Source organism: Geothermobacter hydrogeniphilus (assembly GCF_002898515.1).
GTDB lineage: Bacteria > Desulfobacterota > Desulfuromonadia > Desulfuromonadales > Geothermobacteraceae > Geothermobacter_A.
On record NZ_PPFX01000010.1, the window covers coordinates 1 to 24,020 of the forward strand.

General features: G+C 57.2%; 19 protein-coding genes, 2 tRNA genes, 1 other RNA gene and 3 pseudogenes. 11 read left to right on the forward strand and 14 right to left on the reverse strand.

Annotation, left to right across the window (positions count from 1 at the left end):
* On the reverse strand, positions 1-485 hold a 485-nt coding region (locus C2E25_RS06010), incomplete at its 3' end, for a transposase family protein (protein ID WP_146032911.1).
* 474 nt (positions 486-959) lie between these two features.
* Between C2E25_RS06010 and C2E25_RS06015 the strand changes: the two genes are divergently transcribed.
* From C2E25_RS06015 to istB, 4 genes and pseudogenes are all read left to right on the forward strand, one after another.
* The gene (locus C2E25_RS06015) at positions 960-1,178 is read left to right on the forward strand and encodes a transposase (protein ID WP_158247155.1); all 219 of its coding nucleotides are present in this window, start codon (positions 960-962) and stop codon (positions 1,176-1,178) included.
* Between the two features lie 46 nt (positions 1,179-1,224).
* A pseudogene (locus C2E25_RS17800) lies at positions 1,225-1,344 on the forward strand (helix-turn-helix domain-containing protein); the annotation flags it as partial.
* Positions 1,330-1,651 (forward strand): annotated as a pseudogene (locus C2E25_RS17805) (IS21 family transposase); the annotation flags it as partial. The pseudogenes C2E25_RS17800 and C2E25_RS17805, both read left to right, overlap by 15 nt.
* A complete protein-coding gene (istB, locus tag C2E25_RS06025) occupies positions 1,648-2,442 on the forward strand; it encodes an IS21-like element helper ATPase IstB (protein WP_103114873.1) in 795 nt (264 codons plus the stop codon). The pseudogene C2E25_RS17805 and the gene istB, both read left to right, overlap by 4 nt.
* Positions 2,443-2,836: 394 nt before the next feature.
* Here the strand turns inward: istB and C2E25_RS06030 are convergent, their stop codons facing one another.
* The 11 genes from C2E25_RS06030 to tadA form a co-directional block, all read right to left on the reverse strand.
* Positions 2,837-3,424 carry a GTP-binding protein gene (locus C2E25_RS06030; RefSeq protein WP_085009971.1) on the reverse strand — a complete coding sequence of 196 codons (588 nt, stop codon included), beginning with the start codon at positions 3,422-3,424 and terminating at the stop codon, positions 2,837-2,839.
* Positions 3,425-3,438: 14 nt separating this feature from the next.
* Positions 3,439-3,939 carry a roadblock/LC7 domain-containing protein gene (locus C2E25_RS06035; RefSeq protein ID WP_103114874.1) on the reverse strand — a complete coding sequence of 167 codons (501 nt, stop codon included), beginning with the start codon at positions 3,937-3,939 and terminating at the stop codon, positions 3,439-3,441.
* 157 nt (positions 3,940-4,096) lie between these two features.
* The gene (nifJ, locus tag C2E25_RS06040; protein WP_103114875.1) at positions 4,097-7,678 is read right to left on the reverse strand and encodes a pyruvate:ferredoxin (flavodoxin) oxidoreductase; all 3,582 of its coding nucleotides are present in this window, start codon (positions 7,676-7,678) and stop codon (positions 4,097-4,099) included.
* A 139-nt stretch (positions 7,679-7,817) separates the two neighbouring features.
* Complete coding sequence (gene recR, locus C2E25_RS06045; RefSeq protein ID WP_103114953.1) at positions 7,818-8,417, reverse strand: recombination mediator RecR; 600 nt, start codon at positions 8,415-8,417, stop codon at positions 7,818-7,820.
* A gap of 202 nt (positions 8,418-8,619) precedes the next feature.
* Positions 8,620-8,934 (reverse strand): YbaB/EbfC family nucleoid-associated protein, encoded by a 315-nt coding sequence (locus tag C2E25_RS06050; RefSeq protein ID WP_085009974.1) that lies wholly within the window; start codon positions 8,932-8,934, stop codon positions 8,620-8,622.
* A gap of 107 nt (positions 8,935-9,041) precedes the next feature.
* Positions 9,042-10,727: a DNA polymerase III subunit gamma/tau gene (gene dnaX / locus C2E25_RS06055; RefSeq protein ID WP_103114876.1), complete on the reverse strand. Its 1,686-nt coding sequence runs from the start codon at positions 10,725-10,727 to the stop codon at positions 9,042-9,044.
* Positions 10,728-10,780: 53 nt separating this feature from the next.
* An RNA gene (gene ffs, locus C2E25_RS06060) (signal recognition particle sRNA small type) lies at positions 10,781-10,879 on the reverse strand.
* A 304-nt stretch (positions 10,880-11,183) separates the two neighbouring features.
* Positions 11,184-11,271, reverse strand: a tRNA-Ser gene (locus C2E25_RS06065).
* A gap of 88 nt (positions 11,272-11,359) precedes the next feature.
* The gene (locus tag C2E25_RS06070) at positions 11,360-13,729 is read right to left on the reverse strand and encodes a putative bifunctional diguanylate cyclase/phosphodiesterase (protein WP_103114877.1); all 2,370 of its coding nucleotides are present in this window, start codon (positions 13,727-13,729) and stop codon (positions 11,360-11,362) included.
* A 279-nt stretch (positions 13,730-14,008) separates the two neighbouring features.
* Positions 14,009-14,096 (reverse strand) — tRNA-Ser (locus C2E25_RS06075).
* A gap of 10 nt (positions 14,097-14,106) precedes the next feature.
* The gene (gene tadA / locus C2E25_RS06080; RefSeq protein ID WP_103114878.1) at positions 14,107-14,598 is read right to left on the reverse strand and encodes a tRNA adenosine(34) deaminase TadA; all 492 of its coding nucleotides are present in this window, start codon (positions 14,596-14,598) and stop codon (positions 14,107-14,109) included.
* Positions 14,599-14,734: 136 nt separating this feature from the next.
* On the opposite strand from tadA, the gene C2E25_RS06085 reads away from it, so the two are divergent.
* From C2E25_RS06085 to C2E25_RS06100, 4 genes are all read left to right on the forward strand, one after another.
* A complete protein-coding gene (locus C2E25_RS06085; protein WP_103114879.1) occupies positions 14,735-14,968 on the forward strand; it encodes a hypothetical protein in 234 nt (77 codons plus the stop codon).
* A 478-nt stretch (positions 14,969-15,446) separates the two neighbouring features.
* The gene (locus C2E25_RS06090; protein ID WP_103114880.1) at positions 15,447-16,664 is read left to right on the forward strand and encodes a tyrosine-type recombinase/integrase; all 1,218 of its coding nucleotides are present in this window, start codon (positions 15,447-15,449) and stop codon (positions 16,662-16,664) included.
* Positions 16,665-16,811: 147 nt separating this feature from the next.
* A complete protein-coding gene (locus tag C2E25_RS06095) occupies positions 16,812-17,144 on the forward strand; it encodes a helix-turn-helix transcriptional regulator (protein ID WP_103114881.1) in 333 nt (110 codons plus the stop codon).
* A complete protein-coding gene (locus C2E25_RS06100) occupies positions 17,134-18,396 on the forward strand; it encodes a type II toxin-antitoxin system HipA family toxin (protein ID WP_103114882.1) in 1,263 nt (420 codons plus the stop codon). The genes C2E25_RS06095 and C2E25_RS06100 overlap by 11 nt, the downstream gene beginning before the upstream one ends.
* A gap of 608 nt (positions 18,397-19,004) precedes the next feature.
* Here C2E25_RS06100 and C2E25_RS06105 read toward each other — a convergent pair.
* A complete protein-coding gene (locus C2E25_RS06105; RefSeq protein WP_103114883.1) occupies positions 19,005-19,895 on the reverse strand; it encodes an IS3 family transposase in 891 nt (296 codons plus the stop codon).
* Positions 19,892-20,188 (reverse strand): annotated as a pseudogene (locus C2E25_RS06110) (IS3 family transposase); the annotation flags it as partial. The gene C2E25_RS06105 and the pseudogene C2E25_RS06110, both read right to left, overlap by 4 nt.
* A 291-nt stretch (positions 20,189-20,479) precedes the next feature.
* On the opposite strand from C2E25_RS06110, the gene C2E25_RS06115 reads away from it, so the two are divergent.
* From C2E25_RS06115 to C2E25_RS06125, 3 genes are all read left to right on the forward strand, one after another.
* Positions 20,480-21,220 (forward strand): alpha/beta fold hydrolase, encoded by a 741-nt coding sequence (locus C2E25_RS06115; protein ID WP_103114885.1) that lies wholly within the window; start codon positions 20,480-20,482, stop codon positions 21,218-21,220.
* Positions 21,221-21,567: 347 nt separating this feature from the next.
* Positions 21,568-22,860, forward strand: a complete 1,293-nt coding sequence (locus C2E25_RS06120) for a B12-binding domain-containing radical SAM protein (protein ID WP_103114886.1) — start codon at positions 21,568-21,570, stop codon at positions 22,858-22,860.
* A gap of 2 nt (positions 22,861-22,862) precedes the next feature.
* Positions 22,863-24,017, forward strand: a complete 1,155-nt coding sequence (locus C2E25_RS06125) for a beta-ketoacyl-ACP synthase III (protein ID WP_103114887.1) — start codon at positions 22,863-22,865, stop codon at positions 24,015-24,017.
* Positions 24,018-24,020: the final 3 nt, after the last annotated feature.

The following is a 24,020-nucleotide window of genomic DNA, read 5'->3' on the forward strand; positions in this document are numbered from 1 at the left end:
TCATCAACGCCGATCTCGGTGACACCATCAAGACTCCGATGGGTGAGGCCGTAGTCGACGACAAACTGGACCGCTCGGAAGACGGTGTCCCAACTGGTTTCGAAGATGGCTGCTGTCTCCTTCCAGGACAGCCGCTTCGCCCAGCGGGCCAGGTAGACCTGATACGAAAACGTCATCCGCTCCTTGCCGAATCCCCACGGCAGAGCCTCGACCTTGACGCCGTGCTCTGGGCAATTGACCCGGCGAGGAGCGTAACGAAAGTAGGCCTTGAACGACCAGACCGGCAGGTACTCGAACAAACGCTGAGGCTGTCGATCATACGTGTTGCACTTCTTGCCGCATTCCGGGCAAATCGGCCGACTGTTGCGCCGTGGTTCGATGTCAATGACCAGGGCTTCTATGCCGTCAACGAGCCTGACGGCAACGGAGCCGTAAACGAACGACTTGAATCGTTCGACCTTGTTCAGTAGAGTCTTTATCAGCATTGCCTTTTGCGGGTTTGGGTTCGATAGTTTCGGCAAAAACCATCCTACCCGCCCGGAAAGGGCAATGCTCTAATTTTTATATCGGCCTACCCACAGATTCTGCGGACGAGGCTTATTGTATTGGTGGACCACCCCCTGACGCTCAGAGCTAGATATCGGGGGCGGCTAGGGTTTACTTAAAACAATGTTATATCTGCTATATTTTTCTGTCAACTATATTTTTCTAGTTACTATATTTTTCAGAAGAAGAAACCGGCGACTCAGAAAGCTCGTGGCCAACCTGGACCAGGTCCACCGTGTCGGTGTTAATCGGCATGCAAAAATGCCCCACTTACGGGTGTAATCGATGCTTCAAAACCCCCGTCCGGAGCGGGAGGAGGAGACCATCCGCTGAAGATTGACGGCAGAGTGATGGGGCAGGCTGAAAAAAGTGGACACCAATCTGATAGCCTACAAGGCTCAAGGAGGCGTCCATTGAAGCGAATCCCGAGGCAATTTTACACACTGGAATTTAAGGAGGAAGCCGTCAGTCTGGTTGTCGATGGTGGATTAACCGTTGCCGAGGTTGGGCGGCTGAGCATCTCTCATCAGACGTTGCGCAACTGGATCAAAAAGCACCGCAGCACCGAACTGGCGAAGGAAATTCTAAAAAATGTTAGTAGCAAAGTAAAATTGACCCACCCTGGCAACTGAAAATTGACCCACCTTTCCGTTAACCTGCCGACCGAGGAGGTCGGCAATGATTCTTCAGGAGAGGTGGATGGAAATCAAAATTCTCGCCCGGCAGGGCAAAAGCATCCGGGAGATTGCCCGCATCACCGGACACTCCCGAAACACGGTCAGGCGCTATCTGCGCAACAGCTTCTACTATCCGCTGCAGTCACGATTGAAGCAGGCGGGCCTTGCCCTTGATGCCGAGACAGCCAATGCCGAGGTCCGACACTGGCTTGACGAGGTGGCCAACTGCCGAACCCACGGGGGGGGAACTTGGCGAGCGCCCCATTGACCACCTGGCAAAGGAACAAGAAGCCTTGCAACCGCTGCCACAGCGGGTGACGGTCGAGCCACAAACGGATACGACGCCGGTCGCGCTGAACTGGCCTGTCATTCCACTGCAACGCTCCCCCCTGATCTACGAGCAACTTCTGCAGGAGGGAGGCTTATGAGCAGCTTGCAGCATGAACGGATCCGAAGCTTGTGTGAGCAGCTGAAATTTCACGCGATTGCCGAGGTCTATGCCGACCTGGCGGACACGGCTGTCAGGGAGGAGAGCAGCTACATCGACTATCTGGAACAAGTGCTCAAAGCCGAAGACGATGTACGTCAAGCACGTTCCCGACAGACCCTGACTAAACTCGCCGGATTTCCAGCGATCAAGACGATGGACGACTACGACTTCAGCTTTGCCACCGGCGCTCCGGAACAGCGCTTGCGCGAGCTGGCCAGCATGGCCTTTCTGCAGCGTAAGGAGAACGTGATCCTGCTCGGACCCAGCGGAACCGGCAAAACCCATCTGGCCATTGCCCTGGGGTATCTGGCCACCCAGTGTGGCGTCAAGGTTCGGTTTATCACCGCTGCCGACCTGATGCTGCAACTGGAAAGCGCCCAGCGCCAGGGGCGCTACAAGGACGTTATGAAACGCAGCGTCCTGGGCCCCAGACTGCTGATCATTGACGAGATCGGCTATTTGCCCTTCTCGGACACGCAGGCCAACCTGTTTTTTCAGGTCATCGCCAAACGCTATGAAACGGGCTCGGTGATTCTGACCTCGAACCTGAGTTTTGGCGAATGGGACAAGGCCTTTGGCGGCAACACGGCATTGACTTCCGCCATGCTTGACCGGCTGTTGCACCATGCACATGTGATCCAGATTCGAGGCGACAGTTACCGTCTCAAGGACAAACGGCGAGCCGGAATTATTGGCCAACAACTCGCAGCGGTTCCGGTGAACGACTGAGCCGCGGGTGGGTCAATTTTCAATTTCCAAAGAGCCAAAAAGTGGGTCAGTTTTCAGTTGCCATTGACAAAAAGGCTATGGCATACCTTGCAAGGGAGCCGCGGGGAGGTATACGATGATTGAAGAGCTACGGCAGGAACAAGGGTTTCGGGGAATGCCCGGGGGACAGGCTGGACCTCCCCCGACTGAACAGCTTTCAACTCGGCTGGCGACAAGCGATGACAAGCATAACGGATTCAGGTATACCCTGCTATCTCTCCATCGGCAGGCCACCCAGCGTCAGGGAGATGGTTGCCCAGATCCGTCTGCTGCTGCAGGACACCCCAGCCACCAGGCATTAAAAAAGGCCCGCGGTCATTAAGATCGCGGGCCTTTCAACAATCACATCCAAGGGTCAGGCACCCTTTTTCAATTCCAGCAGAATCTGCTTGGCGACCGCCTTGACGGTTTCAAAAACCCCCTCACCGGTGGTCGCGCAGGCCTCGAAATCGGGGACAGCGTCCGGATTAAGCAACTCACGCAACTCCTCCACCGACGTCAGGTTCGGCAGGTCGCGCTTGTTGTACTGGACAACGAAGGGCAGTTTTTCCAACTGGTAGCCCTGTTCTTCGAGATTGTCCTTGAGATTCTCCAAACTCTCGATATTGGCATCGAGACGCTCTTCCTGAGAATCAGCGACAAAAACCACCCCGTCAACACCCTTGAGAATAAGCTTGCGCGAGGCATCGTAGAAAACCTGACCGGGCACGGTATAGAGGTGGAAGCGGGTTTTGAAACCACGGATCTCACCGAGAGCCAGGGGGAGAAAATCAAAAAAAAGGGTTCTTTCGGTCTCGGTCGCCAGGGAAATCATCTTCCCCTTGGCGGACGGATCGGTTTTTTGGTAGATGTACTGCAGGTTGGTCGTCTTGCCACACAGGCCGGGACCGTAGTAGACGATCTTGCAGTTGATTTCCCGTGAAGCGTAGTTGATGAAGGACATGCCTGGCTACCCCGTCACTTGAAGAGGTTGTCGATGTCGTCGTCGGTGATCTCGGCGAAGGGGCTCTGCGACTGCCCGGCCTTCTCCAACCGCTCAGCTTTCTCTCCAAGGGCCTGGAAAATTCGCGCCAGTTCGTCGCTGGCCTTCTTCACCCTCAGCCGGACCAGCCCCAGAGAGGAGCGCTGATCAAATATCACCACCAGGATGACCCGCTGGGCAACGATCGAGATGTGGATATTATCCTTTTCCCCCTCATGAAAGAGGATGGAGAACTCCTTCTCGCCGATCAGTTTAGCCAGACCGCCGGTGGCGGCGATATTACCGGCCGTCAGCGAAGCGAGGCTGGTGGTATCGAGATGTTCGGTTTCGCCCGTCGACGCGATCAGCTGCCCGTTCTTGTCAACCAGGAAAATAACTTTCGAATTGGACTCCCGCAGCAGCTTGTCGAGCACGCTGGTAATCTGCTGAAGTTCCTCCTCGTACATAACAAAGGGAGAAGAATGGGACCCGAACATTGCTTACGCTCCTTGGTCAGGTGTGCATATCCGCTGTTTTATAGCATCTAACACCAGTCCGGGCAAGGCTTTTACCGGCAGAACAAGCCGCAGAAAATAAAACATCCCGACAGGTTGCCCTGCCGGGATGTTTTGCTGCTGCATGAATCGGCGATGCTTATTCGCCCTGGCCGCAGTCGGCCTGCAGGGCCGCCAGCTTCTTGTAGAGGTCGTAGCGGGTAACGGTCTCCTGCGCACTGCGCTCAAGAAGCGCTTCGGCAGCCTCAGGGTTGGCTTTTGTCAAAACCCGGAAACGGTTCTGGTTATTGGCGAATTCCTGGAAGCTGATCGAGGGATCTTTGCTGTCGAGCTGGAGGGGATTTTTCCCCTTCTCGACGAGGCGAGGATCGAAGCGGAACAATGGCCAGTGGCCGGAGTTAACCGCCTCTTTGCAGTTGTCAACCGCCTTGGTCATGTTGATGCCGTGAGCAATACAGTGGCTGTAGGCGATGATCAGCGACGGGCCATCGTAGGCCTCGGCCTCAATAAGCGCCTTGACCGCCTGGGCCGGATTGGCCAGCGAGATGCGGGCAACGAAAATGTTGCCATAGCTCATGGCGATCATCGACAGATCCTTCTTCGGCATCTGCTTGCCGCCGGCGGCAAACAGGGCCACGGCACCGGTCGGAGTCGACTTGGAGGCCTGACCGCCGGTATTGGAGTAGACCTCGGTATCGAGTACCAGCACGTTGACGTTTTCGCCCGAGGCGAGTACATGGTCGAGACCACCATAGCCGATGTCGTAGGCCCAGCCGTCACCGCCGACAATCCAGACCGATTTCTCGACCAGGTAATCGATGTTGACCAGCAGCGGCTTGGCGGTCTCGTGGGTACAGGTGCCAAGGACCTTCTTCAGCTTGGCGACGCGGCCGCGCTGAGCCTCGATCTCCTCCTGGCTGTCCTGCGCCGAGGCAAGAATCTCGCGCTTCAGGTCGGCGGTCCCTTCGCAGGCCTTGCAACCGCAGCCGATGTTTTCTTCAAGCAGTTCGCGGGCAAACTGCTTGGTCTTGTCCGTAGCGAGGCGCATACCGAGACCGAACTCGGCGTTGTCCTCGAACAGCGAGTTGCTCCAGGCCGGACCGAGGCCGTCCTTACGCTTGGCCCACGGAGTGGTCGGCAGGTTACCGCCGTAAATCGACGAGCAACCGGTGGCATTGGCGACAATCATTCGGTCGCCGAACAGCTGCGAAACCAGCTTGAGGTGTGGAGTCTCTCCGCATCCGGCACAGGCGCCGGAGAACTCGAACATCGGCGGCAGCAGCTGGCTGCCCTTGAGGGTGGCACGATTGACCAGCGCCGGGTCGGTGTCGGGCAGATTGAGGAAGAACTCCCAGTTTTTCGCCTCGGCATCGCGCAACGGCGCCTGGAAGGTCATGTTGATTGCCTTGCGGCCTTCGTCGGTCTTGCTCTTGGCCGGACAATTGTGCACGCAGGCTCCGCAGCCGGTGCAGTCCTCGGGAGCGACCTGCAGGGTGAAAAGTTTGCCGTCCATATCCTTGCCCCGGGCGGCGCAGGATTGGAAGGTCTCGGGAGCCCCCTTGAGGTCGGACTCGTCGTAGATCTTCATGCGGATGGTGGCGTGCGGGCAGACGAAGGAACAGATGCCGCACTGGATGCAGACCTCCTTGTCCCAGACCGGGATATTGACCGCGATGTTGCGCTTCTCGAACGCCGCGGTGCCGGTCGGGAAGGTGCCGTCGGCGGGCATCGCCGAGAGGGGCAGTTCGTGACCGAGACCATCAATAATTTTCCCGAGGGTTTTCTGCACCATCTCCGGGGTGCCGTCCCATTTGCCGATCTGCATCTCGATGGTGCTGTCGGCCACGGTCGGAACCGTCACTTCCTGGATACTTTCCAGGGCGACATCGACCGCCTGCTTGTTCATGTTGACGACCTTCTCGCCGGCTTTGCTGTACGACTTGACGATGGCGTCCTTGATCTGCTGAATCGCCTGGGCCTCGGGGATGATGCCCGAGATCTTGAAGAAGGCGGTCTGCATGATGACGTTGATGCGCGGCCCGAGACCGATCTTTTCGCCAAGATGAACACCGTCTATGACGTAGAACTTGAGGCCCTTGTCGATGATCTGCTGCTGCACGTACTTCGGCAGGTGGGCCCAGATCTCGTCCTTGCCGTAGGGCGCATTGAGTAGGAAGGTCGCGCCATCCTTGGCGTTCTTCAGCATGTCGTACTTCTCAAGGAAGGAGAAGTTGTGACAGGCGACGAAGTCGGCCTGCTGGATCAGGTAGGTACTCCTGATCTCCTGGTTGCCGAAACGCAGGTGGCTGGTGGTCATCGAACCGGCCTTCTTCGAATCATAGACGAAGTAGGCCTGAACCTTGTGGTCGGTGCAGTCGCCGATGATCTTGATCGAGTTCTTGTTGGCGCCGACGGTACCATCGGAACCGAGGCCATAGAACATCGCCGCATAGCCGTCGAAGGCAACCAGGTAGTTCGGATCGAACTCAAGGCTGTTGTTGCAGAGATCATCCTTGAACCCGACGATGAAATGGTTTTTCGGCTTGTCAGCCAGCATATTGTCGAGGACCGCCTTGCACATCCCGGCGTTGAACTCGAAGGAACCGAGGCCGTAACGGCCGCCGACGATGGCGGGGTAACCTTCAAAACGGGTGAACCCTTCGACCATCCCCTCGCCGATGGCGGTACGCACCGCCTGGTAGAGCGGCTCGCCGATGGAGCCGGGCTCCTTGGTCCGGTCGAGGACGGTGATCTTCTTCACCGAAGCTGGCAGAGCCTGGCAGAACTGCTCAACCGGGAAGGGCAGGAACAGGCGAACCTTGATCAGGCCGACCTTCTCCCCCTGGGCATTGAGATGCAGCACCAGCTCTTCCATGGCGTCACAACCGGAGCCCATCATCACCACTACGCGCTCGGCATTCGGATCGCCGACATAATCGACCAGGTTGTACTGACGGCCGACTCGCTTGGCGAACTTGTCCATTTGCGCCTGGAGGATGCCGGGAACTTTCTCGTAATAGGGATTGACCGTTTCACGGCCATGGAAATAGACGTCCGGATTCTGAGCGGTGCCGCGCAGTTCCGGATGATCGGGAGACAAACCGCGTTGGCGATGGGCAATCATCAGCTCATCATCGATCATGTGGCGCATGTCATCCTGCGACAGCTGCTCAACCTTCTGCACCTCGTGGGAGGTACGGAAGCCATCGAAGAAATGCAGCACCGGCACCCGCGATTCGAGAGTGGTCGCCTGCGCGATCAGGGCGAAGTCCATGACCTCCTGCGGATTGTTGGAGCAGAACATGGTCCAGCCGGTCTGGCGGCAGGCCATGACGTCGGAATGGTCACCGAAGATCGACAGCGCCTGGGCGGCAATGGCACGGGCCGAAACATGAAAGACGGTCGAGGTCAGCTCGCCGGCAATCTTGTACATGTTCGGGATCATCAGCAACAGACCCTGGGAGGCGGTGAAGGTGGTGGTCATGGCACCGGCCTGCAGGGCCCCGTGAACGGCTCCGGCAGCGCCCCCCTCGGACTGCATTTCGACCACCTTGGGAACCGTGCCCCAGATATTCTTCTCTCCGGCCGCGCTCTTGGCGTCGGAGATCTCACCCATCACCGATGACGGGGTGATCGGGTAGATGGCAATCACCTCGTTGACAGCATGGGCAACATGCGCCGCGGCGGTATTACCGTCGATACAAACCATCTTACGCGACATGAAATCCTCCTTTTGAGTTGGTTTTCCGGGAATCGATAGTGACGGGTTCATCTCCTCCGCAACACGACAAGCGGCCGCCGGAAGAGAACTGAAAGCCTGTATGCAGTATACGATTTAAGAGAAAAAAAACAATGCCGGGTCAAAGGTCCCTGCGACCCTCGACAGCCCGGTTGACTGTTGCGTCGTCGACAAATTCAAGGTCGCTGCCGGTGGGGATACCATGAGCCAGCCGCGTCACCCTGATCCCCAGGGGTCGAACTTGCCCGGCCAGGTAAAGGGCCGTGGCATCCCCCTCAACGGTGAAATTGGTCGCCACCAGCAGTTCCCGAACCGCGCCCCCTTTCAGACGCTGCAGCAGTTCGGAAAAACGCAGTTGGTCGGGACCGATTCCATCCAGCGGAGAAAGAGCTCCCTGCAACACGTGGTAGCGACCGCGAAAAGAGCGGCTGCGCTCGATGGCGATCAGATCCTGCGGCTGCTCAACAACACAAAGCAGACCCTCATCACGGCCTGGGTCGGTACAAATCGGACAGGGATCGGACTCGGTGATATGGAAGCAACGGGAGCAGAACCCTATTTTTTCCTTCAGTTCCAGGATGGCTCCTGCCAGGGCTTCCGCCTCCGCCCGCGGCTGCCGCAACAGGAAGAAAGCTAACCGGGTTGCGGTCTTCTTTCCAATACCCGGAAACTTGGCCAATTCGGCGACCAGACGGGCAAATGACGGGATGGAGTCTAGCATGAGATTTTCCAAAAATCCAACTCTTTGGAACGCTGTTTTATTTTTTAAGGCCGGTCAAAATTTCTTTACAATGTCTTTAAAATTTCCCGGTCAAATGGTCAGGCCACAAGCGTTGTAATACCACGGCTTTGTCCAAAAAATCAAGACTTTAGCTCTTTTTTGCTGTGCCCGAAACGGGATTCACGGCGATCAAACCCGCCGTTCAGAACAGTCCCGGGATATTCATGCCACCGGTAATCTTGCCCATTTCCTGTTGCATCATCTCCTGGCTTTTCTTGATGGCCTCATTGACCGCGGCGACCACCAGGTCCTGAAGCATTTCCACATCGTCGCTGTCAACCACCCCCGGATCAATACTGATCGACAGCAGTTGCTGTTTGCCGTTGACCACCGCCGACACCATTCCGCCACCGGCGGAGGCCTCGACTTCACGTCCGGCCAACTCTTCCTGAAGGCGCGCCATTTTCTGCTGCATCAACTGCGCCTGCTTCATGATATTACCCAATCCTTTTGCCATGTCCTTCCTCCGTTGTCACCGCCGCCGGCGGTCTTTCTGTTTTGGTTGGGGAAACGATACAGGGTTCCGACCCTTCATACGTGATCGAAAATCGGCTGCTCGCCGGATCAGACAAACCCTTTGTCAATAGGCCGCACATCCTTGACACTGGCGCCGAAAATATCCTGCGCCGACTTGATCAGGGGATGATCCAGGGCATCTGCCCGCAAACGCCGCTGGCGGTCGCTTTCCTGCTGACGACGCGCCTGCTCCAGGGATGGCCGGACATTGGCGACGTCGACCGCAAGCGGCGTGACACGCAACTTGACAGCGGCCCCGAAATAGTCTCCGGCAAGTGCCGTCAGTGCCTCGACAAGCTCCGGATCATCCAGTTGCCCCAGGGCGAAGGAGCCCCGCGGCAAACCAATTTCAAGAATCGGGGGAGCGAGCTGCAGGGGGCTGGCCTGCTCGAGAATGGAAGCAATCAGCGGCCGACGGCGGGCCTTGACAAATTCGACCAGCCCCGGCCAGTCCCCCTTTCCGGAGTTCGGGGCAGCCGGGGCCTCAACCTTTTTTGGCGTCGGCTCCGGCGGCGGGGACGATTCTGCGGCAGCGGTCGAAGACGGAGCGGAACGCGGTACTGGCGCGGACGACACGCCCCCCCCCCGGGAAAGGCGTTTTTCAAGTTCAGCCAGGCGCTTAAGTAATTGCCCGACATCTTCCGTAGGCGGCAACTGCGCCAGGCGCAGCAGAACCATTTCCAGGGTCAGGTGCGGCATCGGCGACACCGCCAGTTCAGATTCCAGCTTGAGCAGCACTCCCTGAATGCGCTGCAGATCCTCCAGGCCGGCCTGCGCCGCCAGCGCCTGCAATTCAGCCAGTTCATCGGCGGTGACATCGAGCAACTCCTGCGGCTCATCCAGAACCCGGCAAAGAACCAGTGAGCGAAACGTCTCGACGAGATCCCGACCATACTGTCGATAGGAATAGCCGAGATGATCGACCCGCCTGACCATCTCCAGCAGCCGACGGCTGTCGCGCTGCAGCAGGGCCTCGACAGTATCGAGCAGCAATCGCCGGTCGACCAACCCCAGCAGGCCCTGAACATCCTCATCCGCGGCCCTGTCGCCGCAAAAGGCGATGACCTGATCAAGGGTGGAGAGCGCGTCGCGCATGCTCCCCTCGCCGCGTCTCGCGACCATGGTCAATGCGCGTTCGCTGATCTCCACTTTCTCGACCTCGACGATTTCTTTCAACCGCGAGACGACACTCGGCAGAGGAATCTTGCGAAAATCGAAGCGCTGGCAACGCGACAGGATGGTGATGGGAATCTTGTGCGGCTCGGTGGTCGCAAAAATAAACTTGGCATGATCCGGCGGCTCTTCCAACGTTTTCAACAGGGCGTTGAAGGCATTGATGGAGAGCATGTGGACTTCGTCGATGATAAAGATTTTGAATCGTGAACGTGAAGGCAGGTAGCGGATATTTTCACGCAGCTCCCGTACATCGTCGACGCCGGTGTTCGAGGCACCGTCAATCTCGAGGACATCGGTGCCGTTCCCTTCACTGATTTCCAGACAGGACGGGCATTGATTGCAGGGTTCCGCCGTTATCCCCTGCTCACAGTTGAGGGCCTTGGCGAAGATCCGGGCTGCGGACGTCTTGCCGACCCCGCGGGCACCGGTGAAAAGAAAGGCGTGATGGACACGACCGGTACGAATGGCGTTGCCGAGAGTCTGGCTGACATGTTCCTGCCCGATCAGATCGGCGAAGGTCTGAGGGCGCCACTTACGCGCCAGTACCAGGTAGGACATCGCGTCATCAGGCTCCAAGGAATAGACAATGAGAAGAGATTGCCGCCACAAGTGACAGCCAGGCACCCCCGCGGCACACGGGAGAGGTTGTTACCGCTGCTCCCTTCCGGGCCTGACGGAGTTGGCAACCGCCCGTTGCGCGGGACCCGGCTGTCACTTCTGGCGGCAATCAGCCGCGGAAAAAAACAGAAAAGAATGCCGGCAGAGAAAATGTTCGCGGGCCGGCTCCTCGTCCCCTGGACGCACTCACTGCGCTGCGCATCCCTCCAGAAAACGCCGTTGCTTTTTTGAAACTGGCGGAGAGGGAGGGATTCGCCCACTACGTCAGCGCCTTCACGGCGCTTCCTGCGTCGGCTCCCCTGCGCTCGCTGCCGCGGGCATCCTGCCCGCTCTTCGTCCACTGGACGCGCTCGCTCCGCTTCGAATCCCTCCGGGAACTGTCCGCGAGCTTGAAACTGGCGGAGAGGGAGGGATTCGAACCCTCGGTAGCTTTCACTACACACGATTTCCAATCGTGCACCTTCGGCCGCTCGGTCACCTCTCCGCAGGGTGCGTAGAATACACGAAGGGGAATGGGCTGTAAAGGTTTTTTGGCGCAGTGAAAAGGGAGGGAGAAAACGGTCGTGAAGCCCCTAGTGAAGGGCTCCGGAGAGATGGTCGAAGTCACCGAGCAGGGCGGTATAATCACGATCGTCCCCCCGTCGGGGCAGGCGCAGACGATCACGATTTTCGGCCAGGTAACGGGAAACTTCATCCACCGGCATCGGCCGAGCGAAAAAATACCCCTGCATCTCCTGGCAGCCGCGGGATTGCAGAAATTTCAATTGCTCGGCGGTCTCCACACCCTCGGCAATGACATCGAGCTCGAGACTCTGCGCCATACCGATAATCGCTTCGACAATAGCGGCATCATCCCGGCTTCCGGTCACGTCGCGAATGAAAGACTGATCGATCTTGATACGGTCGATGGGAAAGTTTTTGAGATAATTGAGAGAAGAATAACCGGTGCCGAAATCATCAATCGCCAGATCGATACCACGCACCTTGAGAAAGGCCAGAATCCGATTGGTCGCCTCGGCATCTTCCATCAGGTAGCTCTCGGTCAATTCCAGTTCAAGAAATTCTGCCGGCAGCCCCGTTTCGGCAAGGATCCGGTCAATCATCGCCACCAGGTCGGGCTGGCGGAACTGCCGACCGGAGATATTGACCCCGACCCGAACCTGGGGATAACCCTCCTCATGCCAGGCCTGAACCCGGGCGCAGGCGCTGCGCAACACCCATTCGCCAAGCGGCCGGATCAGACCGGTCTCTTCGGCGACCGGGATGAAACGTGCCGGAGAAATCATCCCCTCCTCCGGATCGATCCAGCGCACCAGGGCCTCCAGGCCGATCAGAGAACGGGTCTGCATATCCCATTGCGGCTGGTAATAGACCTGGAAATGTTCCTGTTCGATGGCTTCGCGCAGCCTGTGCTCCAGCATGTGGCGGTCATAGGCATTGCGATTCATCTCCTCCGAGAAAAACTGGAAGTTGTTGCGTCCCTTTTCCTTGGCGGCATACATCGCCATGTCGGCATGCTTAAGCAACGTCTCGGCATTGCGACCATCATGCGGATACATCACCACGCCGATGCTGGTCGACGTAAAAACCGTCTTGCCGTCAAGGCTCACCGGCTCGGCCAGCAGTTCGAGAATCTTTTCGGCGACAATAACCCCGTCCCGTTCAGTTTTCACCGAGGTCAACAACACGACAAACTCGTCCCCGCCGAGCCTGGCGACCGTATCGCTCTGCCGCACGCAGGCCCGTAACCGCTCGGCGACCGCCTGCAGCAGACGATCACCGGCATCATGACCGAGAGTGTCGTTCACATCCTTGAAACGATCAAGATCAAGAAACAGCAGCGAAAGGGGATGGTCATGCCGACTGGCCTGCGCCAGAGCCTGGTCAAGGCGGTCATAAAACAGGCTGCGATTCGGAAGTCCGGTAAGAATATCATGATAGGCCAGCTTGCGTATTTCCTCTTCGGCCCGTTTGCGTTCGGTAATATCGCGGATCGAACCGACCAGCTTGAGGGGTTTTCCTCCCGCGTCGCAGATCAGGCTGATATTGATCGAGCAGGCAATGGTTTCTCCGCTGCAGCGACGCAGCTGCAGTTCGAAATCCTTCAACTGCGGCGACTCAAGCAGCTTCTCGCGAATTTCAGCCATCCTCCCCCGTTCCGCCGAAATGGTGGAAAAAAGCCTTCCGACCAATTGGTCTCTACGGTAACCGAGCAGATGCTCAACCGAGGGACTGATTTCGATCAGGATGCCTCCCATGCTGGCCTCGAAATAGACATCCTGGATATTCAGAAAGATCCTCCGGTAGCGCTCTTCATTTTCCCGCAGGGCTTCTTCGGCCAGCCGCTTGGCGGTAATGTTGCGGATCGTCCCTGTCAACCCGGAAATCCCCTGGTCGACACGCCCGAAGGGCCGGACCACCAGTTCTACCCAGCGGTAGCTCTCAGCCAACGTCTTCAGCCGCAGCTCACATTGGGCAAAGGGCTCTTCCCCCGCCAGCAAGGGGGCGATCAATGCCCGAGCCCTGTCCCGGTCACCAGCGTAAACCGAATCAAGCAACTCCTCACCGAGCGTCTCATCCCGTCGACGGCCGGTCACGTGTTCCCAGGCCGGATTCAGGTAGGTCCAGCGCGCCTTTTCATCGGTCTGAAAAAAAACATCGATCGCCGATTCGACCACCAGCCGGTAACGCTGCAGATCATCGGCGGCATCATGCGTTTCGCTGTCTTTTTCCCCGACGCGAGAAGAGGATGTCACCGCCGAAAAAAGAAGCAACCCACCTGCCACCAGGGCAAGCAGCCACACCTGTTCATCCCAGACCAGCAGGACGCCCACCGACGCCAGCAGCATCAGCGGCCACAGCACCCGCTGGACGAAACGGTCTGCGCATCTCCAACCGTTGCCACCGGATGTCGCATTGATGATGAAACTGCGCTCTCCCACAACAGCTACCTTCGCCAGACTTGTGCCAGCAGCAGCGAACCGACCAATCCGATTCCGTCCTGTTGCGGCTTTTCTTCATATCGGCGATGCAGGAGCCTGTCTTTACCCTGAAAATTTGGGGAACTAGCGAAAAAAAGAGAGGAAATCGGAGAACACCCGCTCCGTTTCGAATCCCCCACAAACAATATCTTTCCACTAATCTTTCCACCAATCCTTCATTCGAGCCAGGAAGAAAAAAACAAGGGCCTAGCCGAAAACGGCTAAGCCCTTGTTTTTATTTGGCGGAGGGGGGGGGATTCGAACCCCCGGTGGCTTGCGCCACAACAGATTTCGAGTCTGTCACCTTCGGCCGCTCGGACACCCCTCCAGATTCTGGATTATGATGATCTTGAAACTTTTTTCCGTTCACGCAACTGCCGGAAAAACTCTCTCAGCACGTCGCTGCATTCCTCTCTCAGCACCCCTTCGACCACCTCAACCCGGTGATTGAAACGTTCGTCCCGGTGCAGTTCGTAAATCGACCCGACCGCACCGGCCCGCGGATCGCGACAGGCGTAGATCAGCCGTGGTATCCGGCTGAGAATAATTGCTCCCATGCACATCACACAGGGTTCGAGAGTGACGTAAAGGCTGCAGTCAAGCAACCGCCAGGAGCCGAGCACCTTGGCAGCCCGCCGGATCGCCAGCAACTCGGCATGGGCCGTCGGATCCTGGTCGACTTCCCGCCGGTTATGGGCCCGGGCGATGATCTCGCCTTGGTGGACGATCACCGCGCCGATCGGGACTTCAGCAAGAGACTCTGCCCGCCGGGCCTCGGCAAGAGCCTCCAGCATGTAGCCATGGTCCTCGCCCTGTTGTGTCTCCTGCATGGTCAACCACCTGGCCCCACCGAACGGTGGATACTTGTATCACGAACTTGAAACGCTGACAAGGCCACAGAAAAAACTAAGGGATCCCGCCGGACCGCCGATAAAAAAGGACAACCTCAAACCACGGGCTTAAACCATGCAAAAATCGAACAGCGCACAACTGACCCTGCGGAAACGCCATCCGGGGACAACTTTTCTGGGAATTTTCACCCTGTTGGCCCTGGGACTTTACCTGGCCGCCTTGGCCACCTTGACGGCCGATGACCTGCAACGGGAAGCCCGGATCCGGATCACACTCGATCCGCCCATGTTAATCGATGCGGAATCCGCGCCGCAGACCGCCGCTCTTGATCGTCCCGGGCGCTTCTGACGCTGCTCAAGCTGATCACACGACCGGACCGCAATCGGTTCAACATCCCCCAATCAGGCCAATTCCACACCACAGCTTCAAGACGCCGGATTTTTTATCAAATCAAGGCGCAACCCAATGAGCGCGGAGGCGTAGCAGCAGCTACGTCGCACAAGCGAAGCGGGCCTGCAACGCGGAGTTGATGAAAAATCCGGCGGCCTCAAAACAACAAGGCCCCGGCACCGAAAAAGTGCTGGGGCCTTGTCTTAACTGGCGCGCCGCGGAAGATTCGAACTCCCGACCTTCTGATCCGTAGTCAGTATCACCACCAATTTTATCCCACCCCATAACCATTCAGAAAAACTGAATTTTAATTGTTATAACAGTATGTTATAATCAAAATCAAAAGTCAATGCCGTTCATCATTTTTCATGTCTAACCGGAAAAGTTATTAGCAAATCTATTAGCAGAATGATTCTGCTAATAGATCGACACACCCATGGCCCAACGAAAAGTCACAGATGCCACCCTGAAGGGCAAAAGGTTCGCTCCGCAGGAGCAGACCTACCTGAAACAGTTCGAACCCGGACTCTACCTGCGAGTTTCCCCCTCCGGGGGCAAGTCCTTCGTCACCCTGTACACCTTCGACGGCAGGCAGCGCTGGCACACCATCGGTCGATTCCCGGCCATGTCCCTGGCCACCGCCCGTAGAAAACTGGAGGAGATCCAGCGGCAGGTAGCCGACGGCAAAGACCCGCAACAGGTCAAACTGGAAGAAAAGGCCCAACGCATCAAGGCCCCAACCGTTCAGGAGTTCGCCGAAGTCTATCTGAAAAAGTGGGCCGAACCGAAAAAGAAGAGTGCCAGGGAAGACCGACGCATTCTCGAGAAGGATGTCATGCCCAAATGGGGCAAGCGCAAGCTGGCTGCCATCACCCGTCCTGAGATCATCACCCTGCTAGATGAAGTTGCCACGCGCGGACCCATCATCGCCAACCGCACCCTGGCCGTGGTTCGCAAAATGTTCAACTTTGCCGTCAAGCGGGGCGTGCTTGAGCTGTCACCCTGTCAGAATATCGAAGCGCCCGGGAAGGAGGTCCGCAAGGACCGAGTCCTGAGCGTTGAAGAAATCAAGGCCCTGTGGGCAACCGATTTTACCGACATCACCCGCCGCGCCCTGCTGATGATCCTGGCAACAGCTCAGCGCCCGGGCGAGGTGACCGCCATGCGCTGGGAGGAAATCAGCGGCGACTGGTGGACTATTCCGGCCGAGAAGGCCAAGAACGGGAACATGCACCGAGTCTTTCTGAACGACACTGCAAAATCCCTGCTGGGTCCCGTCCGGAAACGTGGCTTCGTCTTCCCCTCTCGCGTAGAGGGGCAAGCCATCAACCCGAACGCGCTTGCCAGAGCTCTCCGCCAGAAAAAAGAGCGCATCCGAAACAACCCCGAACTGAAGTCGGGCCTGAACTTCGACTTCACACCCCACGACCTGCGCCGCACCACCGCCACCCACATGGCCAGCCTCGGCACCTCGCGCCGGACAATCGTCAAACTCCTCAATCACGCCGAGCACGACGTAACGTCCATCTATGACCGTTATGCCTGCGACCGGGAAAAGCAGATCGCCCTTGAAGGCTGGGGGCGGAAGCTGAACCAGATCATTCATCCGCAACAAACGGACAACATCCTGCCGATCAACATGCAGCGCCTCTGAAACAGGCTTAACCCAGCCGAACCGGGGCTGCGCCACCTTGGGCATCTCCCAAATAGAGCGTTGGCTTTTGACAACTGCAACCAATTGTGACTAGTATATAAGTCACTAATCCAGATAACGATTATCATAATGGTCAAAGGGGCGACAATGTCAAAAGCCAGAGCCTTTTCCAGGCATACCAGAGAGGCGATCGACTACCTGGCGGTGCAGATCAAATCGTTTCGCAAGCAACGAGGCTGGTCCGAGCGAGAGCTCGCGGAACGGGCCGGCATTTCCCGAGCGACCCTGCAGAAGATCGAGGCGGGTGATCCCGGCTGCTCCGTAGGACTGGTCTTCGAGGTCGCTGTACTGGTAGGAATCTCCCTGTTCGAAGCCGACACGGAAAGCCTTGCCGCCCGGACAAGCCAGACCAGGCAAACCCTGTCTCTGCTGCCCAAACGGATCCGCAGCAAACCCCGGGAGGTCTCCGATGACTTCTAAGGCACCCAAAGAGGCCTTTGTCTGGGTCTGGCTGCCGGGAAAAACGGAACCGGTGGTCGCCGGCAGACTGGAAGAAAGTCACGGCTCGCTGCTGTTCAATTACGGGCGCAGCTTCCTGGAACGGGCCGAGGCCATCTCCCTTTTTCCACCGGAACTGCCCCTGCGGGCGGGACACTTGCCCCTCCTCGACGGACTGTCCATTCCCGGCTGCATCAGAGATGCAGCTCCCGATGCCTGGGGCCGCAGGGTCATTCTCAACAGGATCTATGGCAAAGATGCCGTGAAGATCGATACCGGGGAGACCAGTGAGCTGACCTTCCTGCTCATGTCGGGGTCAGACCGGATCGGAGCCCTCGACTTTCAACAGTCACCGATAGAATACACCCCTCGGCTGGCCCGAAACGCTTCGATGGCCGAGCTGCTGGAAGCGGCGGAGCGGGTGGAAAAGGGAATTCCCCTGACACCGGGGCTGGACAGCGCGCTGCTCCATGGCAGTTCCATCGGTGGGGCCAGACCCAAGGCGTTGATCGAAGACGGTAAGCGGAAATACATCGCCAAGTTCTCATCGACCACAGACACCCGCAATGTCGTCAAGGCTGAGTTTGTCGCCATGCGCCTCGCTCAGCTGGCCGGGATGAATGTCGCCCCGGTCAAACTCGTCAAGGCCGCCCACCGGGATGTGCTGCTGATCGAACGCTTCGATCGCAGCAAAACAGCAACGGGATGGACCCGGAAGCTGATGATCTCGGCGCTGACTTTGTTCGGGCTCGACGAGATGATGGCCCGCTATGCCAGCTATGAGACCTTCGCCGAACTGATCCGCCGCGACTTCGACCAGCCCCGCGAAACGCTCAGAGAGCTTTTCTCCCGGCTGGTCTTCAACATCCTGTGCGGCAATACCGATGACCACGCGCGCAACCATGCGGCCTTCTGGGACGGCAAGACCCTGTTCCTGACCCCGGCCTACGACATCTGCCCCCAGGACCGGGGCGGCAATGAGGCGTCACAGGCCATGCTGATTGACGGCAACGATCGCTCAAGCAGGCTGACCACCTGCCTGAAAGCGGCCCCCAACCTCCTGCTAAAAAAGGAGGAAGCTCAGAAAATTATCGAAGGGCAAATCGAGACGATCAAACAGAAATGGGAGGAGGTCTGCGACGAGGCCGAACTGAGCCCGGTGGATCGCAACCTGCTGCGGAGCAGGCAGTTTCTGAATCCCTATGTTTTCGAAGACTATTTGGCGGGGCGTTGACAACTACAAAATGGCGGGGAGAAAAAACACTCTGGCGAAACGGCCCTACCAACAACCCCAGATACAGAAAAAGGCACTGTGGCAGGGCCTCCCAATCCGCTCGCGCGGCAACCCCGCATAGCCCTCCCCGTTGGGAACGGGTGGTACGGCCGGGAGAATATCACCGTGTCACACAGTGCCCACAGGAATTATAGCAGACCGGAATGAAAACAGGCGGAGTGGGTGGCCGGCTACTCCCCACCATATCGTCCCAAGGCATCCCTTGGTGACGCCGCAGATATCGCCCCGAAAATTTCCTGCTGTCACCCCGCCTGACAAAAGGGCACTGATTGGGCCAGCCCGCAACCAAAAAAAGACAAACATCTCTACGAAATATCCTCCTTGGCCTTATGACCGTTTCGCCCGATTCAAATCCAATTATGTTCCCCTGACCGGACACTGCGCAATTCCAGCAAAACTATGCCATGCCAATCGAGTTCACCATTATTGACAAAATCAAGGATGTCGATTGAGATACTCCATACACAAACTCTCAACTGTTTATGATTGGGCGACCGGACAAGCTGAAAACGCTGTAGCGGATCCGGTCCCCTGGACACAAGTTTGGCTTATGCAGCCTGACGATTTTCTTGCCAATCCTGGCGGATTTCCGAGGGCGCTTTGAAGGCGTTTTTCTCAACGCGCCACTCGCTGTTGTAAAGTTCCACGAAGTTCTTTATGGCTTCGCGGACATCCTCTACGGTACGGAAAACCCGACCGTAGATGGCTTGCTCTTTCAAAGTTCGATTGAACCGCTCGGCGACTCCGTTGGTTTGGGGCTCCGCCACGAAGGCGAAGCTGGGAGTGATCCCCCAGAACTTCAGCTGGTTCAGAAAGTGATCGGACAGGTACTGGGTGCCATGATCCATGCGCAGGGCCAGTCCTCGAGCCACATCGGCCTGGACGCCCCCGTAGAGATCATTCAGCGCCATGGACAGCGGCTGCAGGGCAGCATAACGGTCGCCTTTCTTGCAGACATGCCAGCCGACGCATTCGGCGTTCCAGTGCTCCACGGCGGTGAAGATCCAGACCCAGCCATCGTCCACGGTGAAGACTCGGGTTCCATCGGTGCCCCACATCAGATTCGGCGCCAGGGTGATAATCTTGCCGTCATGCACCTTGGGGGCTTTGGGGCGACCGCGATGGGGCGAGAGCAGGTGGTTTTCGCGCATTAAGCGCAGCACGCGTTTGCGTGAAACCCGCACGCCATCACGAATCCGGAGCCGTGCCCAAACCTTGCGATGCCCCTCACCGGTAAAGGGCGAGGATGCCAGATCCTGACGAATCAGTTCCAGCAGGTCTGCGTCACTGATCGACGGGTGCGGGCCACGACGCTTCGGCGGCACATCGGAAACCTGCCGGGTGGCACTGTAAAACGTGGAGCGAGCCTGCTCCCAGATGCGGCAGACCCGCTGGATGCCATAGGGCTTGTCAGTGCCCGGGGAAACCGTTTGGCTCATTTCGACGATCTCCGTTTGGCTAAAGGGCCGGGTTTCCTCACCCGCTTCCAGAGCAGCTCGTTTTCCATGGTCAGTTCGCCGATTCGGCGCATGGCCTGGTCGAGTTCGGCCTGTACCGGATCATTCTGTCGCTTTTTCAGTGACTCATCGATTCCGGTCAAGGCTTTCTCCCGCCACTGCTCCAGGCGGTAGATTTCGACGTTCAGTTCGCGGGACAGAGCATCAACGGGTTCGCCTCGCAACATGCGCAGGACAACTTCGCGTTTGCGGGCAGCGCTCCAACGCTGACCCTCAGCCAACGGCCCGGTGAGGGTTTTGCTCTTGTTCTTTGCAGTCATTTTCAATCTCCTTGGACAACGGGGACATTACCCCAAATCAGTGTCCAAGAAAACCGGCGCCGCCTCACAAGCTGAAAACGCCAAACGATTTTTAATCTCAGTTGAGATTTGTTGTGCTGCTATTCTGGTTTCATTCCGACGTCCCTGAGGTCTTCCGACCAGGAACAGTTTGCACAACCCCGGTCAAAAGTTATTCTATTAGAACCACCTGAATTCCCTTAAAAGCAATAAAAGGACCACTCCTCCATGCGCCTTGTATTCTTCCTATGGCTCTGCTTTATAATGCCCCTCGCTGGCTGTTTTCCTGCACCAACGACTCCGATCCCGACTCTTGAGTACCGAAACCCTGCCGCCCGGAACAATCCTAAACTTTTAATATTACTTCGTGGCATCTGGGGAGGTAACGATATTTTCGAACGGGAGGGGATGATCCAAGAGGTGCTCGACCGCAAACTGCCCTTTGACATGGTCGCCCCCGATTCCCATTTCGGCTACTTTCGCTCCGAAACCCTGCCCATCAGACTGCACGAGGATATCATTCTCCCCGCCAGAGCCAAGGGATATAGGGAGATTTGGATCGCAGGAGTTTCCATGGGAGGACTCGGCTCCTGGTTCTTTCTGATGGAATACCCCGAAGACATTGATGGCATCATCATGTTCAGCCCATTTCTGGGCTGGGGAGGGATCGTCGAGGAGATACAAGAGGAAGGAGACATTCATGCCTGGCAACCTGGAGAACATACTGTCAAGGACTGGGAGCGCTACCTTTGGGCCTTTATCAAAAAATACCTCGAAAACCAAAAAGACTATCCACCAATTTATCTGGGTTATGGAGACAGTGATTTTTTCAGGGAGGAACAAGCAGAGTTGGCCAAATACCTTCCCCCCAGCCAGGTCATGGTCATCAATGGGAGTCATAACAACGGCACCATGAAACAACTGTGGAAAGCCTACTTGGACCGGCTCAATCCCCTACTACGCAGATAATCCTACCTGCAAGTTCAGGCTCCGCTGTAAGGACCGGAATTGCCCTCAACTGTGTGCAGTTGGAGAGGACAACAGCAACTGCCCCTCGGCGTCAAGCGTTCCACACCGGGACGCCGTCGTAATCTACCCACCCTAGGAAGGTGCCATCGCAGAATCTACACAGAATCTTGGCAATGCTGTTCCACGAACTCGCAGTCTGCCCCGTCCGACACCAAGACAATGCTCTCCCCCTGGCCCTGCCCCCCACACTGAGCAAAAAACTCCTCAGCAGGACAAAAATCTCTCCCCAGCCGAAGCGATCTATTTTATAATTTAAAATTATTGCTTTTCAGAGTCAGCCATTCATCATGCGCATTCTCTTTGTCAATCCGCCCAATTGTGGTCGTAGCATTCCCGAGGAACGCTACGGCATAGATTCAATCAAGCAGATTTTTCGAGGCGAGCCCCTGGCGCTCGAGACCCTGGCAGGCAACCTGGCAGATCACCAAATCGACCTGGTTGACCTGAAAGTCGAGCCCTCAGCCCTCTCTAAACGACTGCAGAGCTTCGCCCCCGATATCGTGGCCTTTACCGCCATGACCTGTGAAGCGCAAACCGTGCTGAAACTGGCTCGGCAGGTCCGTCGATGGAAGACAGTACAAATCGTTGTCGGCGGCATCCACGCCTCCAATGATCCTGAATTTTTCAATCGTGAGGAGATCGACTGGGTCGTCATCGGCCTCGGCAAGCAGAGCCTTCGAGAACTTGTTGACAACCTTGAAAAGGGGCTACAGAAGGACATCCCCGGCATTGCCCCGACATCCCCCGGCCATCCCTTGCGATGGCAACCACGGACCTATGACATCCGCGATCTTGCCCAGCAGGTCTCACCCCGCTACGACCTGGTAGCCCCCTATCGCAAAGAATACCGACTCGAAAGCCTCGAGATCCAGCTTGGCATGGTGGCAACTGCCGCTGGCTGTCCCTATGATTGTCACTTCTGCTGCATATCTCCGGTCACAGGCGGCAGGTACCTAGGCGCAGACACCCAGACGGTGATTCGCGACCTGAATTGCCTCGACCAGGCCCCGGTGGTGCGCCTGGTCGATGCGAACAGCTTCGGCAATCCAGCCCAGGCTCTATCCCTGGCCGAGGCGATAGCCACTGCAGGGATATACAAACAATACCTCGCCGACGTGCGCGCCGACACTGTTGTCAGGCACCCTGAGCTTCTCAAGCGCTGGAAGGAGGTCGGCCTGCGTGCAGTGGTCATCGGCTTCGAAGAAATCACCGACAAGGCCCTGTCGAAGATGAACAAGGAAAACTCAGCAGCCACCAATCGCGAAGCCATCACCATCCTGCATCAACTGGGGCTGGCCATCGTTGGAGACTTCATCATCTCCCCCGACTATGACGAAAGCCAGTTCGAACAGCTCAGTTCCTTTGTCAAGAAACAAGGGATAGAACTGCCCATGTACACAGTCTTGACCCCCTTGCCAGGAACCCGTCTGCACTGCGAGATGGCAGACCGGATCACTCTCACCGACCTCGATTATTACACGCTGACCAATGCGGTCCTGCCGACCCGGCTCCCGGAGGAGCTCTTTTATCAACGATACGCAACCCTTCTGCAGGAGGGGCACCATAATGCAAGGATCTAAAGTTGAACCACACCGTCTATATTAACGCCTTGGCAAGTTTTCTCCCCAACCAGCCGGTCAACAACGACGAAATGGAACGCCTGCTGGGCATGGTTCAGAAGCTTCCTTCACGTACCCGGCGCATCATTTTACGCAACAACAGGATTCGGCAGCGCTATTACGCTATCGATCGACAAACCGGGGAAACCACCCACAGCAATGCCCAGATGACGGCGGAAGCCATCCGCCAGCTAGCTCCGGAGATAGAACTGACTCCCGACCAAATCGAATGCCTCTGCTGCGGCACCTCGACTCCCGACCAGCTGATGCCTGGCCATGCCTCAATGGTCCACGGAGAGCTGGGCGGAGCACCATGCGAAATCCTCAGTGCCTCGGGGATTTGCGGCGCTGGCATGGGCGCCATGAAATATGCCTGGCTGAGCGTAGCCAACGGACAGACCCGAAATGCCGTGGCAACCGGCTCCGAACTGGCCTCTTCCTATATGCGCGCCAGGCTTTGCGGCGGCATCGACCCGAGCAAAACCGAACAGCTACACCAGCACCCCGCCCTCTCTTTCGAGGCAGATTTTCTTCGCTGGATGCTCTCCGACGGCGCTGGTGCTGCCCTACTCAGCTCCCAACCCAACCCCAGCCGCCCTTCACTGCGCATCGAATGGATAGACCAGCTCTCTTATGCCCACGAGTTTGAACCCTGCATGTATGCCGGGGCTGACAAACTGGAGGATGGCAGCTTGCGCGGTTGGCGTGAACATCCGAACCTTGCCAAACTAGGGACTTCCGACACTCTGCTGGTAAAACAAGATGTCAAGCTTCTCAATGCGCAGATTATCACCGTCGCTGTCGAAAAGGCCCTGCTGCAACTTGCTGCCAAACACCGGCTCCGGGCCACGGATGTCGATTGGTTCTTACCTCATTATTCGTCAGAATTTTTTCGCCCCCATCTCAAGGAACGGATGGACAAGGTTGGTTTTTCCATCGACGAGGAGCGCTGGTTCACCAATCTCCATCAGAAGGGGAATACCGGTGCTGCCTCAATCTACATAATTTTGGATGAAATATTTCATTCAGGACGGATAAAAAAAGGGGAAAAACTACTCTGTTTCATCCCCGAAAGCGGCCGTTTTTCCATGTGTTACATGCTGCTCACCTTTTGCTAAAGG